At 71.4% G+C, this 13065-nt stretch carries 10 protein-coding genes; 3 read left to right on the forward strand and 7 right to left on the reverse strand.

What is annotated here, in order from left to right; translation table 11 throughout:
• Positions 1 to 101 precede the first annotated feature (101 nt).
• The 3 genes from HWX36_RS30280 to HWX36_RS30290 all read left to right on the forward strand — a co-directional run bounded on the left by HWX36_RS30280 (position 102) and on the right by HWX36_RS30290 (position 4250).
• Entirely contained in the window at positions 102 to 1358 is a 1257-nt protein-coding gene (locus tag HWX36_RS30280) for a putative Na+/H+ antiporter (RefSeq protein WP_175957452.1), read from the forward strand.
• A gap of 504 nt (positions 1359 to 1862) precedes the next feature.
• A complete protein-coding gene (locus HWX36_RS30285; protein ID WP_208457832.1) occupies positions 1863 to 3101 on the forward strand; it encodes a dicarboxylate/amino acid:cation symporter in 1239 nt (412 codons plus the stop codon).
• A gap of 135 nt (positions 3102 to 3236) precedes the next feature.
• Positions 3237 to 4250 carry a beta-xylosidase gene (locus tag HWX36_RS30290; RefSeq protein ID WP_175957453.1) on the forward strand — a complete coding sequence of 338 codons (1014 nt, stop codon included), beginning with the start codon at positions 3237 to 3239 and terminating at the stop codon, positions 4248 to 4250.
• Here HWX36_RS30290 and HWX36_RS30295 read toward each other — a convergent pair.
• The 7 genes from HWX36_RS30295 to HWX36_RS30325 are packed head-to-tail and all read right to left on the reverse strand — an operon-like array spanning position 4227 to position 12946.
• The gene (locus tag HWX36_RS30295) at positions 4227 to 5288 is read right to left on the reverse strand and encodes a hypothetical protein (protein ID WP_175957455.1); all 1062 of its coding nucleotides are present in this window, start codon (positions 5286 to 5288) and stop codon (positions 4227 to 4229) included. The genes HWX36_RS30290 and HWX36_RS30295 overlap by 24 nt on opposite strands.
• Positions 5278 to 6564, reverse strand: a complete 1287-nt coding sequence (locus HWX36_RS30300; RefSeq protein ID WP_175957456.1) for a polysaccharide biosynthesis protein — start codon at positions 6562 to 6564, stop codon at positions 5278 to 5280. The genes HWX36_RS30295 and HWX36_RS30300 overlap by 11 nt, the downstream gene beginning before the upstream one ends.
• A complete protein-coding gene (locus HWX36_RS30305; RefSeq protein WP_175957457.1) occupies positions 6561 to 7724 on the reverse strand; it encodes a polysaccharide pyruvyl transferase family protein in 1164 nt (387 codons plus the stop codon). Before HWX36_RS30305 ends, HWX36_RS30300 begins: the two co-directional genes overlap by 4 nt.
• Positions 7721 to 8932 (reverse strand): glycosyltransferase family 4 protein, encoded by a 1212-nt coding sequence (locus HWX36_RS30310; protein ID WP_175957458.1) that lies wholly within the window; start codon positions 8930 to 8932, stop codon positions 7721 to 7723. The genes HWX36_RS30305 and HWX36_RS30310 overlap by 4 nt, the downstream gene beginning before the upstream one ends.
• The gene (locus HWX36_RS30315) at positions 8929 to 11211 is read right to left on the reverse strand and encodes a polysaccharide biosynthesis tyrosine autokinase (RefSeq protein ID WP_175957459.1); all 2283 of its coding nucleotides are present in this window, start codon (positions 11209 to 11211) and stop codon (positions 8929 to 8931) included. The genes HWX36_RS30310 and HWX36_RS30315 overlap by 4 nt, the downstream gene beginning before the upstream one ends.
• Entirely contained in the window at positions 11208 to 11714 is a 507-nt protein-coding gene (locus tag HWX36_RS30320) for a low molecular weight protein-tyrosine-phosphatase (RefSeq protein ID WP_175957460.1), read from the reverse strand. The genes HWX36_RS30315 and HWX36_RS30320 overlap by 4 nt, the downstream gene beginning before the upstream one ends.
• Complete coding sequence (locus HWX36_RS30325; protein ID WP_175957461.1) at positions 11711 to 12946, reverse strand: polysaccharide biosynthesis/export family protein; 1236 nt, start codon at positions 12944 to 12946, stop codon at positions 11711 to 11713. Before HWX36_RS30325 ends, HWX36_RS30320 begins: the two co-directional genes overlap by 4 nt.
• Between the last annotated feature and the right edge of the window lie 119 nt (positions 12947 to 13065).

The raw sequence follows: 13065 nt of genomic DNA on the forward strand, positions 1-13065 counted from the left end.
CCTTTGAGGGTCCAGGAACGGCCGGTCGTTGCGCTCGCCGGTTCGTCCGTCACCTCTGACCCTCCGGCCCGGTTGCGCGCCGGTTCATCCAGGAATCCGCCATGCCTCATACCGTCGAACTTGCCGGCGCGATCATCTTCGGTCTCGCGCTGCTCCACACCTTCTTCGCGAAGCGCTTCGAAGTGCTCGCGCATCGCCATCCGCGCCACGCGGGCCTGTTCCATTTTCTCGGCGAGGTCGAGGTCGTGTTCGGCTTCTGGGCGCTCGTGCTGCTGATCGCGATGACGGCGCTGGCCGGCCCGAAGCTCGCGCTCGACTATGCGGAATCGCGCGAATTCACCGAGCCGCTGTTCGTCTTCACGATCATGGTGATCGCGGCGAGCAAGCCGATCCTCGACGCGGTCACCGGCATCGTGCTGCGCATCGCGCGCATGCTGCCGGTCGACACCGGGGTGGCCGTCGTGTGGTTGTCGCTCGCGCTGATTCCGCTGCTCGGCTCGTTCATCACCGAGCCGGCCGCGATGACGCTCGCCGCGCTGATCCTGCGCGACCGGCTGTTCGGCGCGCCCGTCAAGGAGCACTGGAAATACCTCGCACTCGGCGTGCTGTTCGTCAACGTGTCGATCGGCGGCACGCTCACTGCATACGCAGCGCCGCCGGTGCTGATGGTCGCGTCCGCGTGGGGCTGGGACAGCGCGTTCATGGCCGCGCAGTTCGGCTGGAAGGCGCTCGTCGCGGTGCTGATCAACGCGAGCGTGCTGACCGTGCTGATGCGCGGCGCACTGGCCGCCGCACCCGCGCCGGCCGCGCAGCCGGACGCCGTGCGCGTGCCGGTGGGCGTCACGCTGATTCATCTCGGCTTCCTGGTCGGCGTCGTGCTGAGCGCGCACCATCCGGTGATCTTCGTCGGCCTGCTGCTGTTCTTCCTCGGCTTCACGCACGCGTACGAGCGCTACCAGTCGCCGCTGATGCTGCGCGAAAGCCTGCTCGTCGCGTTCTTCCTGGGCGGCCTCGTCGTGCTCGGCGGGCTCCAGCAGTGGTGGCTGCAGCCCGTCGTCGAGTCGATGGACGCCCATGCGCTGTATGCGGGCGCGCTCGGCCTCACCGCGATCATGGACAACGCGGCGATCACCTATCTCGGCTCGTTGATCGCGGGCATCCCGGACGAAGCGAAGTACATGCTCGTGGCGGGCGCGGTCGCGGGCGGCGGGTTGACCGTGATTGCCAATGCGCCGAACCCGGCCGGGCTCGCGATCGTGCGCAAAGGCTTTCACGACGAATCGGTGAGCGTCGGCGGCTTGCTGGCGGCGGCGCTCGGGCCGACGCTCGTCGCGACGGCGGCGCTGCTGCTGCTCTGACCGGCGGCGCCGACCGGATATCGGACCCGGCTGATTCACTTCGCCGGCCCGCTACGCAACAATGGCTGCATCGGCGGCGGGGTGTGCCGTCGGTAGGGTGATCTGGTTGGGTCGTCCGGTGTCGGGCGGCCCGTTTTTTCGCCGGATCGCCTGACCGCGCGAACGCGCAAGCGTGAATGTCCTGTGGCGGCCGGTGGGCGCGGTCGCAAGCCGATTTCATATCGGCGGGTGTTTGGAAAATACACGCTGCCAGATGCGAGCACGGGACATTCGCGCTTGCGCGTTCGACGTTCAGGGCCGCCTTCCACCGCGACGATCGCCGCTCGCCGCTGCCCGCCTTCTTGTCCTTGTCGCGATTTTCCCGGACAACCGGACACGAGAATCAGCCTGGTCCTACTGCCGGATCGCATGCGGGCCCGGACAATGAATCGAACGGTCAACCCGGCGCCGCGGTTTCGTGAGCGACGCGCACGAACCGCCGGTACCCCGCACGAAGGAGACTCCATGAACAAGATGCGTACCCTGTCCGCGCTGCCGCGCCTCGCGATGTGGCAGCAGATCCTGCTGGCGATGCTGCTCGGCGCCGCCGTCGGTCATTTCGCCGGCGAGCCGGCCACGCTGCTGCAGCCGCTCGGCGACATTTTCATCTCGTTGATCCGGATGTGCGTGATTCCGGTCGTGTTCGTGTCGCTCGTGTGCGGCATCACGTCGTTGTCGGATCTCGCCGCGATGCGCCGGATCGCGTGGAAGTCGGTCGCGGTCTACGCGGTGCTGATGGCGTCCGCCGCCATGCTCGCGATGGCCGCGGCGACGCTGGCCGGGGTCGGCAAGGGCTTCAGCCTGCCGGCCGGCATCGATGCCGCGCAGCTCGGCGCGACCGCGTCGCTGAAGGACGCGCTGATGGCCGCGATCCCGTCGAACCCGTTCAAGGCGTTCGCCGATGGCGCGCTGCTGCCGACGATCGTGTTCGCGGTTTTCTTCGGACTCGCGATCAACCTGTCCGGCGAGCGCGGCGCACCGGTGCGCGCGTTCTTCGACAGCCTGTCGGCGGTCGTGTTCCGGCTCATCGGCATGGTGCTGAAGTTCGCGCCGGTCGGCGTGTTCGGGCTGATCGCCTACGTGACGGCGGATCACGGCTTCTCCGCGCTGGGCCATCTTGGCTCGCTGGTCGCGGTCAACTATGTCGTGCTGCTGGTCGTGATGCTCGTGTTCAGCAGCCTGTTGCTGGCGCTGCGCGGCCTCAAGCCGTGGCCGTTCCTGCGCAAGATGGTGCCGGTGCAGCTGTTCGCGTACTCGTCGGCCAGCAGCGCCGCGACGCTGCCGCTCAATCTCGAGACCTGCCGGACGCGGCTCGGCGTCGACAGCCGCATCGCGAGCTTCGTGCTGCCGCTCGGCTCGACGATCAACATGGCGGGCCTCGCGGTCTATCTCGGCACGGTTGCGATCTTCGCGAGCCATGCCTACGGCATCGAATTGTCGGCGGGGCAGATGGCGATGGTCGTCGTGACGACGACGCTCGCGTCGATCGGCGCGGCAGGCGTGCCGGGCGCGGCGCTCGTCGTGATGAGCCTCGTGCTGGCGTCGGTCGGGCTGCCGATCGAGGTGATCGTCGTGATCGCGGCGGTCGACCGGCTGATCGACATGGCGTGCACGGCCGCGAACGTGACGGGCGACACCGTGGCCGCCGTGCTGGTCGCGCGGGCGGAAGGCGCGCTCGATATCGAGCAGTACAACCGGACGTAACAGGGATGCGACGCAGGCATACTGCCTGCACATGACAGGTCGAACCGGCGACGTTCTCGCGACGCGCCGGTTCTTCGTTTTTTCGGCTGTCGTGCCGGCCTGCACCGGCACGTGGCGCTTCATGAGAACACTTCCATGCCTATCGCCTTTCGGTATCCGCTGATTGTCGCGCTCGCGTTGACGGCCGGATACGCCGTCGCGCGCGATCGCGCGCAGTGGCCCGCGCCGGCACAGGACGGCGCGCCGCTCGTCGGCGTGCAGGTCAAACTGCAGTCGTTCACGGCGGACGACGCGCAACGCATCCGGCGCGCGGGTTTCGGTTTCGTGCGGATGGGCGTCTGGACCGACCGGCTGGAGCAGCCCGCCTATCGCGCGGCATTCGACGCCGCGGTCGCGACGGCGCATGCCGCGCAACTGCCGGTGCTGCTGACCATTCGCGCGCTCGAACCGCTGGCGCCGCGCGATGCCCCGCCCGACCGGCGCGCGGCCGCGCTCGCCGCAGCGGGCGCGAGCCTGGCCGGCACGGTGACGCAGCTTGCCGACGCGTACCGTGCGCGGCTGCTGGCGATCGAGCTGTGGAACGAACCCGATCTCGGCAAATACTGGCCGACCGGGGATGTCGACACGACGTTCGCGCCGTTCATGCAGGCCGTCTGCGCGCGCTTCGGCGCGAGCCGCCCGCGCGTGCCGGTCATCGGCTTCGCGTTCTCGCGGGCGCCTTTCGCGGGGTCGGCGCCGGATCGGCTGCTGGAACCGCTGGCGCCGTCGCTGGCCGGATGCGTCGACGCGATCTCGTACCACGCCTATGGCATGACGCCCGCGCAGATTCGCGCGGCGGCGCAGGATGTGCGGGCGCGTTACGGCTTGCCGGTCGCCATCACCGAGGATGGCGCAACGTCGGCCGGCGTCGAAGGCGACCTGCGTCAGGTGCAACGCCTGACGATGCTGTTGCGGGCATCGGGAGAACTGGCGACGCCGCTGATCTCGATCTACGAATGGGCCGACACGCCGAACGGCCCGGACGCCGCGCAGCGAAACTACGGGCTGGTCCGCGCGGATCGCACGGCCAAGCCGGCGCTCGACGCGGTGGAGCAGGCGCTGCGCGCCGGGCAGCCGCGCGCCCGCTCAGGCCGGCCGGGCGGCGGCTGACGCGCGGGCCGTACGCAGCGGCCACAGCACCGCGACGAACAGCGCCACGCTCGACAGGTGCCGCGTGTAGCTGCCGAGGTCGGGTTCGAACAGCATCGACACGGCGACATGGCCGAGCACCAGGCAGGCCAGCGCCTCGCCCCCGCGCAGCGACGCGGCGCCCGTGCCGGCCGCCGGCGCGACACGCGGCCACGCCGACGCCAGCACGAACGCGATGAAGCCCTGCATCGCGACCCCTTTCACGTCGAAGGAGAACAGGATCGGCAGGTTGAGCCGCACGACCGAGTACGCGTAATTGCCGACGAAGTGCACGAACGAATCGGGCGGATACGGGTTGTAGAAGCTCGTCCGCGCGCCGAACGGCGATTCGTAGACGAGATAGTCGACCGCCATGTCGCGCGGATGCTGGAGCAAGTAGTAGACGGCATCCGGCAGCGCGATCAATGCCGCGCCGAGCAGCAGCAGCCCGACGGCCTTCAGGGGCAGAGGCACCCGGCGAAACGCCCACGCGCCGCCCGCGCACAGCACGATCAGCACGAAATAGCTGCGGATGAACGCGGCGTAGCCGGCATAGAGCACGACGGCGGCGGCCAGCGTCCGCATCGTCCCGGTGCGGCGCGCGACCCACGCCAGCAGCACGGTGATCAGGACGACGAGCGTGTCCTTGCTCGCGACGAACAGGTTGAAGAACAGGCAGGGCGCGATCAGCACGAGGTTTGCGCACAGCGAGCCCGCGCGGCGCGTCTGCCGCAGCTCGAGCCAGATGAACAGCACGCCGAGCGCGGCGACGAACACGCTCGTGCCGGCATTGCCGAGCGCCTGATAGAAGCGGCCGACCGCATCGAACGACGTGCCGTCGTAGGTCGCGCCGCCGCCGATCTGCGTCTCGATCTTGTCGGCGTCGCGGAAGATGAACTCGGGCAGCAGCGCGCGCGCGTTCGCATAGACCGCGAGATACAGTAGCGCGACGCATGCGGCGATCGCATCGACGAGCCGCCGGCTCAGCAGCGGCCCGCTTGCCATCAGTTTATGCAGCATCGGCGGCTCCCGGTGCGGCGCCTGCCGTGCGGGCAACGCCGGGCGCGACGATCCAGATGAGCGCGGCGGCGATCGCGACGCTCGCGGCGAGATGCGCGCACGCCGCGCCGAGCGCGCCGAGGCCGCGGACGAAGCCGATCGACACCGGCAGGCACGCGAGCGTCAGCCCGGCCATCGCGAGCGAGACCGGGCGGCCCGCGCGCAGCGCGACGGCCGCCGCCCACAGCACGTCGGCGAGCGCGCGCAGCACGAACGACATCAGCAGGATCGCGAGGCCGGCGGCCTGCAGCGTATCGGCGGGTTCGTGCGCGAGCCGGAACAGCGGCCCGTGCAGCGCGGCGATCGCGATGGCCGCCGCGGCCGTCAGCGCGAACGATGCGCCGATCGAGCGCACGAGTTCGCGTCGAAACGCGCCGGGCGCCGCATCGCGCGCACGCACCAGGCGCGGCGCGGCGACCGCGACGACGGTTGCCGCCGCGACGGTCTGGATCGCATTCGCGATCGACCAGACGAACACGTAGCGGCCGAGTTCGGCGGCCGGCAGCACGCCGGCCGCGGCGAAGCGTTCGAGATATTGCAGGACCGACATCAGCAGCAACGCGACGAAGAACGGCAGGCCGTCCAGCCAGACACCCGTCAGGCCGCGCGACGCGTGCGGCCCGGCCGGCGCCCGCGACGCCGGCAGCGCGCGCGCGACCCGCGCGACGACGAGCCAGCCCGCCGCGACGACCGCGACGTCGGCGGCCAGCCAGAGCGCGAACAGCGCGTCGATCGACCCGATCGCGCCGGCCGCCAGCGCCGCGATCGCGACGCCGGCCCAGGCGCCGGTCCGCACGAACAGCAACCCGGACGCGGCCCGCGCGCGATGCAGCGAAAACAGATAGGTGTTGACCTCCAGCGCCGCGTGTTCGGCGCAGGCGATCAGCGCGACGAGTGCGAGCGGCAGGTGCGGCAGCGTCGCGACAGGCAGCATGCCGGCCGCCCAGCCGGGAACCGCGAGCGGCGCGCAGAGCACCGCATACACGATGCCGTAGAGCGCGAACAGGCGCGTTGCGGCGCGGATCGCATCGGCCGGCGCATCGCCTGACAGCCGCCGGTTCAGCTCGGTGCTGAAGCCGAGCCCGAGCACCTTCGACGCGACGACCGAGGCCGCGACGGCGAAGCCGTAGGCGGCGACGGCGTCGAAGCCGAGCGTGCGCGCGACGACGATCGTCAACGCGAACTTCATCGCGAGCGAGCCGACGCGCAGCCCGAGCCGGGATCCGAGCGCCTTCATCGGGCGGAGCGCCGGTAGACGGCGTCTTGCAGCGTCGCGACCAGGGTGTCGCGCGCCGACTGGAGGCGCGCCAGCCCGCCGCGCGTCGCGTCGCGGAAACGGTCGAGCGCGCCGGGGGCGAGCAGGGTGTGCGCGACCGCCGCCGCGTCGAAATCCGCCGCGTTCGCGACCCAGTCCGCGACGCCGAGATCGGCGTAGGCGCCGAAGCCCTTGCGCTCGTAGCTCAGGTGATACGCGGGCACGCCGTGCAGGATCGATTCGAGCGCGCCGTGCAGGCGTACCGACACGACGGCGTCGGGCGTGTCGTGCGCGAGCACGTGCTTGAGCGAATGCGCCGCGTCGATGCCGAGCGAGCGGTAGTACGCGCTGTCGTCGTTGCCGCGGCCGGTGCTCTGGACTGCGAACGTCAGCCGGCACGCGGTGCACAGCCGCTCGATCAGCGCGGCGGTCGACGCGTGGTAGCGCGCGCGTTGCGTGGCGGTCCACGCGGGCGGCTTGCGCAGCACGATCGCGACATGCGCGGGCGCCGCGCCGGGCGCGGGGCGGCGCGCCGCGAACCCGGCGCGGCCGCGTCCGAATTCGAGCACCGCGAGATCCGGCGCGCGGCGCGTGTTCGCGTTGTGCGCCAGGAACGCGGCCGAGCGGTCGTCGCGCACGAACACGTCGTCGAACGACGCGAGCATCGTCCGCATGTGCGCGGCGAGCCACGACCGGCTCGCGGCGGGCCCGATGCTTTGCGGCAGATAGACGGTCGGCTTGCGCGCGGCGCGCGCCAGCCGCATCTGCAGCAGGTGGCCGGCCTCGAGCTTCAGCGCTTCGGTCGCGCTGCGCGCACGCAGGTAGCCGCCGCCGACGCCGACGATCAGGTCGACGCGACTCAGCAGGTTGCGCAGCGCGCCGAGCGACGGATTGAGCACGAGCGGCAGCGGCGCGACGCTCGCCTGCGCGACGCGCGCCGCGCCGCGCGCCGCCAGCACGGGGGCGGAATGGACGTCGGGCAAGTGCGCAAACGATGCCGGATCGGCCGCGACGACGGAGACCCGCACGTGCGGGCCGAACGCGTCGCGCAGCAGGCCGATCGACAGGTCGACGAGCAGGCCGTCGCCGGAATTGCGCGTGCTGTACGCATGCAGCAGCGCGACATGAACGGGCTGGTTCATCGAGCGGGTTCCTCGAGCAGGTTCTGGTAGACGGCGAGCGTGCGTTCGACCATCGCGTCCGCCGAGTAATGGCGGGCGGCGAGCGCGCACTGCCGGCGCATGTCCGCGAGTCGCGCGGGGAAATCGGCGAGGCGCGCCACCGCGTCGGCGAATTCGCCGGGGCGGTCGTCGTTGCCGACGGTCAGCCCGACGTGGTAGCCGTCCACCAGTTCGGTCGCGCCCGCGACGCGGGTCGCGACGATCGGCACGTGCGCGGCGACGGCTTCGATGCAGACGTACGGAAAGCCTTCGTAACGGCTCGGCAGCGCGAACGCATCGAACGCCGAGAAGTAGCGGCGCGCGTGGTCGATACGTCCCGCGATGCGCAGGTTCATCGGCAGGTCGTTCGCTTCGGCGCCGGCGGCCCGGTTGAAGTCGCCGGAACCGATCGCGACGATCTGCAGCCGGTCGTCGTAGCGCGCGGCGAGCGTGCGTGCGATGCGCACCAGCCGGTCGACGCCTTTCTGCGCGTCGAAGCGGCCGACGAAGCCGACCACGAACGCGTCGTCGGCGACGCCGAGCACGGCCCGCGCGGTGGCGCGCGGCAGCAGCGCCGGCGGCGTCACGCCGTTCGGGATCGTGCGGATGCGTTCGCGGGCGATGCCGAGCGCATGCAGGTGCTCGGCTTCGTCGCCGGAGACGGCGATCACCGCGTCGGAGTGGCGATTGCCGAGCCAGCGCTCGATGCCGCCGTAGAGGCAGCGCTTCGCGGCGGACAGCGTCGGGTTCAGCGTGTAGACGGCATGCGGCGTGTAGACCTGTTTCCACGGCCCCCTGCACAGGCGCGCGAGCGCGCCGGCCTTCGAGCTGTGGCTGTGGACGACGTCCGGCTCGATCGCGTTCAGCAGCCGGTGCAGCGCGCGCGCGGCGCGGGCGTCGTGCAGGCCGACCGAGCGGCGGAACGGCAGCCGATGGAACGATGCGCAGTGGATCAGCGCGCGGGCCAGGATCGCGTCGTCGAAACGTGCGCCGAGCGGCGCGATCAGGTGGATCTCGACGTTCGCGCGCGCCCTGAGGCCGGCGATCAGGTCGACGAGGTGGACGGCGACGCCGCCGCCGGCCGCCTCGACCACCATCGCGATGCGCAGCGGCGGGCCGCTGCGGTCGGGCAGGCGAGCGGGGGCGGCGGCGGGTCCGGCGCGGTGCAGGTCGGTATCGGCGACTGTCATTTCGCCCTCCCGGTCAGGCGGCGCAGCGCGGCGCGCCAGCCGCGTCCGGACGTATCGTCGGACTCGTTCGCATAGCGGTATTCGGTATAGCGATACCCGCCGTATTTCGTGCCGTACGCGCAACGGCCGCCGCGCGGATCGATGCCGTTCAGGACGACCCGGGGCGCCGCGCTGCCGCGGCCGGCGAGACGCTTCGCGGTCTCGACCAGTTCGCCGGCCTTGGTGCGGCCGGCGCGCACGACCAGCAGGATCGCGTTCGCGTGCGTGCCGAGCCAGCTTGCGTCGGCGGCGGCGAGCACCGGCGGCGCGTCGATCACGACCGTGTCGTAGTGCGCGCGCCATTGCTCGAGCAGCGCGCCCAGGCTGGCCCGCTGCAGCAGCGCGGCGGGTGCGTGCGGCAAGGCGCCGGTCGCGATGAAGTCGAGATTCGGCGCGACCGCGCGGTGCACGACGCCGTCGGGCGCGGCGCGTCCCGCGAGCGCATCGGCGAAGCCGTTGTCGCGCGCGACGCCGAAGACCTGGTGCAGATGGCCCTTGCGCAGATCGCCGTCGATCAGCAGCACGCGCTTGCCGTCCGCCGCCTGCACGGCCGCGAAGTTCGCCGCGACGAACGACTTGCCGGCGCCCGGCACCGGGCCGGTGATCAGCACGACCGCATGCTCTTCGTGCGCCAGCGAGAAATGCAGCGCGGTCTGCAGGCTGCGCAGGCTTTCGATCGCCGGCTCGTACGGCTCGGCGAGTGCGAGCAGCGACGGGCCGGCCTCCCGGCGCGCGATCGCGCGCGTCATCGCGCGCTGGCCGTCGGCCGACGGCACCACGGCCAGCACGGGCAGCCCCGCGTGCCGTTCGATCTCGTCGATGCCGCGCAGGCCGCCGTAGAGGAAGTCGCGCGCGAACGCGACGAGCATGCCGAGCGCGAGCCCGACCAGCGCGGCGACGCCGATCACGACCGGCCGGTTCGGCCGCACCGGATCGTCCGGTACGATGGCCGTATCGACGACGCGCACGTTGCCGGTCTTGCCGGCCTTCACCAGTTCGAGCTGCTGAATGTTGTTCAGCAGCGCCGTGTAGAGATCGGTGCCGACCTTCACGTCGAGTTGCGCGCGCACTTCGTCGCGTTGCCGTTCCGGCAGCCGCGCGATGTTCGTGTCGAGCAGGCCTTGCTGGCGCCGCAGCGTCGCGAGCTGGGCGTCGAGCGCGGCCATGTCGGGATGGGACGGCATGAAGCGCCGCGACAGCTCGTCGCGTTTCTGCTGGAGTTCGAGCACGCGCGCCTGCACGTCCACGCTTTGCTGCAGCGCGAGCTTGCCTTCCTCGGCGAGGTCGATCGAATGTCCGCTGCTGCGCAGCGTCGCATAGCGCTGCTCGGCCTGTTCGAGCTGGCGCTTGACGATCGGCAGTTGCTCCTGCAGGAACGCGAGCGAGCGGGCGGCTTCTCCCGATCGGCGTTCGACGTTCTGTTCGACATAGCGGTTCGCGAGCGCGTTGAGCGTCGCGCTGATCTCGGCCGGATCGTCGCCGCGCAGCGTCGCGACGAGCACGCCGGACTGCTTGATCTTCTCCTGCACGTCGAGCGCGGTGCGCAGCGCATCGATCGTGTCGGCGCGGCCGTTGCGGATCAGGCGGAAGCGCGTGCCGGGCAGCGCGTCGAAACCGGCCACCTCGATGGACAGCGGGCCGTAGCGCGTGGCAAAGGTTTCGGCGCGACCGATGCGGCCGATCGCGTCGTCGGCCAGATCCGGGCCGGACAGCCGGTAGTGCTGCGCGTCGATCCGCGTCAGGCTGAACGTGTCGCCTTCCGCGCGCCGCGGCACGTCGAAGCGCGTGACGTGCGCGCTTTCCTGGCCCCAGGCGTAGCCGCCGATGCCGAGCAGGCCCGGGCGCACCGCGCCGTCGTTGAAACGCGACACGAAACCGCCGATCAGCGGAAAGCGCTTCGGCCTGGCGACGATGTAGCTGCGCAGGTCGTCCACGGCGCGCGTCACCACGAGCCGGGACGACAGGATCTGCGCCTCGGCCGACGCCGGCGCGTTGACGTTGAAGAACGACGCGGCGTCGCCGAGCAGGTTTTTCGCCGCGGTGTCGCCGCCGTCGTCGGTCTGGATCATCAGGTCGGCCTGATAGGTCGGCGGCGCGAGGAACGCGTACAGCGTGCCGATGCCGATGCCGGCGGCGGTCAGCGCGGCGATCGTCCAGCGCATGCCGCCGAGCACGTCGAGCGCGTGAATGAGGTCGAACTCGCTGTCGGCGGCGGGTTCGCGGGAAGGCGGTGCGGTCATGATGTCGTTGAGGAGGAAAGGTCGGCCGGCCGGTCGGGCCAGCGCGCGAGGATGAGCGGACGCCAGCCTTCGACGGCGGCGGCGATCAGCGAGGAGCAGCGCACGAAGGTGTCGCGTGTGCCGCGATAGGGATCGGGAACGTCGAAGCCGGCGCGCGTGCCGCCGGGCGCGCGAGCGTGCTCGCCGAGGCGGAACACGCGGCCGCGCGCGAACAGGTGCCGCGATTCGAGATCGCGCTGCTGCGCGCGGTCCATCACGAGGATCAGGTCGGCCTGCCGGCACAGGTCGACCGTGACGGGGCCGGCCACATGGGCGTCGAGATCGAGCCCGAGCTCGCGTGCGACGTCGCGCGCGAGCGGATCGGCCGGATGCCCGATGCGCGCGGCGAGGCCGGCGGAGCGAACCGTCGCGTGCGGCAGCCGCGCGGCCAGCAGCGCGGCCGCGATCGGGCTGCGGCAAAGGTTGCCTTCGCACACGACGAGCAGGGACGGGCGCGCGCTCATTTGGTTGCGATCGCCGCGGCGGCGCCGGTGTTGACGCTCGGCAGCAGCAGCGCGAGCACGCGGCTGAAGCGGACGAGGCCGTTGCCGTCGACGTAGACGATGTCCCTGGGCTCCAGCTCGAACTCGTTCGCGAGCACCATCGCGACGGGCGAGCGCGCATCGAGATGGAACACGGTCGGCGTGCCGCGCTTGCCGCCGCGGATCACGAACATCTGCGCGGCGTCCGCGGTGTTCGAATTGATGCTGCCGGCTTGCAGCAAGGCATCGCTGAGCGTGAGGCGGCCGTTGCGCTTCGGCAGCGCGAGCAGCGGGCGGTTGACTTCGCCCATCACGTAGACGCCGTTGTCGTCGCGCGCGGCGATCTTCAGCAGATCGCCGGCGCGCAGCACGATGTCGGCCGGATTGCGATGCGCACGGATCATGCCGGCGAGATCGACGCGAACCGGCACGCCGTCGCGGACCAGCGTCACGTCGCTCTGGTCGGCCGCGGGCGTGAAGCCGCCCGCGCGGGACAGCGCGTCGGCGAGCGTCATCGGCACGTCGTTGACGGCCAGGGCGCCCGGCGCATGCACTTCGCCGTCGACGTAGACCTGCTGCGAACGGTACGACGCGACCCGCAGCGTCACCTGCGGATCGCGATACACGCGCGCGAGCGCCTGCGCGACGCGCGCCTGCGCATCGGCGGCGGTCAGTCCGGCGACCTTCAGCTGGCCGGCGTACGGAAACGCCAGGTTGCCGCGATCGTCGACGACGAACCCGGCCGCGGGATCGGCCGCGCGCGGCGGCGTCTGCTGCGATCCGGGCTGCGCGGCGGCGAGTTCGGGGTGATCCCACACGGTGATCTGCAGCACGTCGCCGGGGCCGATCCGGTAGGACGACGCGCGCGACGGAGTAGGGGCGGCGAGCGTCGCGAGCGCGGCTGCGTCCACGGCGCGCTGACGCTGGATCAGCGCCGGGTCGATGGGCACGATGGGCACCGGCAGGCGCGCCGGCGGAACGTTCGCCGATTGCGACGATGCGGCTGGCGATACCGGCTCGTTCGCGGCCGCGACGGCGGGCCCGGCATCCGATGCAGGGGGGAGCCGCAGGCTCTGGACGAATGGATGATCCATCCGCATGCCCGGCGCGAGCGCGCATGCGGACAACAGCGCACTGGCCGCCGTCGCGAGCGCGAGGCCGCGCATGACGCGCCAGCCATGTCCGGCCCGTGTCGGGGCGTTCGAGGTTTTCATCTGCTCCTTCCTTGATGGCGGCGCCGGGGATGCGGCGGCCGCGCGCGTTCCGCCCGGGGTATCCGGGCAACGCGGGTTCAGTGGAGAGCGCGCCGCGTTCGCCGTTGAAGCGAACGGGT

It is taken from the genome of Burkholderia sp. BCC0405, from assembly GCF_902833075.1.
Taxonomy (GTDB): domain Bacteria; phylum Pseudomonadota; class Gammaproteobacteria; order Burkholderiales; family Burkholderiaceae; genus Burkholderia.

Coding starts and splice junctions, on each gene's coding strand:
- HWX36_RS30280 (WP_175957452.1), top strand. CDS start 102: ATGCCTCATACCGTCGAACTTGCCGGCGCGATCATCTTCGGTCTCGCG.
- HWX36_RS30285 (WP_208457832.1), top strand. CDS start 1,863: ATGAACAAGATGCGTACCCTGTCCGCGCTGCCGCGCCTCGCGATGTGG.
- HWX36_RS30290 (WP_175957453.1), top strand. CDS start 3,237: ATGCCTATCGCCTTTCGGTATCCGCTGATTGTCGCGCTCGCGTTGACG.
- HWX36_RS30295 (WP_175957455.1), bottom strand. CDS start 5,288: ATGCTGCATAAACTGATGGCAAGCGGGCCGCTGCTGAGCCGGCGGCTC.
- HWX36_RS30300 (WP_175957456.1), bottom strand. CDS start 6,564: ATGAAGGCGCTCGGATCCCGGCTCGGGCTGCGCGTCGGCTCGCTCGCG.
- HWX36_RS30305 (WP_175957457.1), bottom strand. CDS start 7,724: ATGAACCAGCCCGTTCATGTCGCGCTGCTGCATGCGTACAGCACGCGC.
- HWX36_RS30310 (WP_175957458.1), bottom strand. CDS start 8,932: ATGACAGTCGCCGATACCGACCTGCACCGCGCCGGACCCGCCGCCGCC.
- HWX36_RS30315 (WP_175957459.1), bottom strand. CDS start 11,211: ATGACCGCACCGCCTTCCCGCGAACCCGCCGCCGACAGCGAGTTCGAC.
- HWX36_RS30320 (WP_175957460.1), bottom strand. CDS start 11,714: ATGAGCGCGCGCCCGTCCCTGCTCGTCGTGTGCGAAGGCAACCTTTGC.
- HWX36_RS30325 (WP_175957461.1), bottom strand. CDS start 12,946: ATGAAAACCTCGAACGCCCCGACACGGGCCGGACATGGCTGGCGCGTC.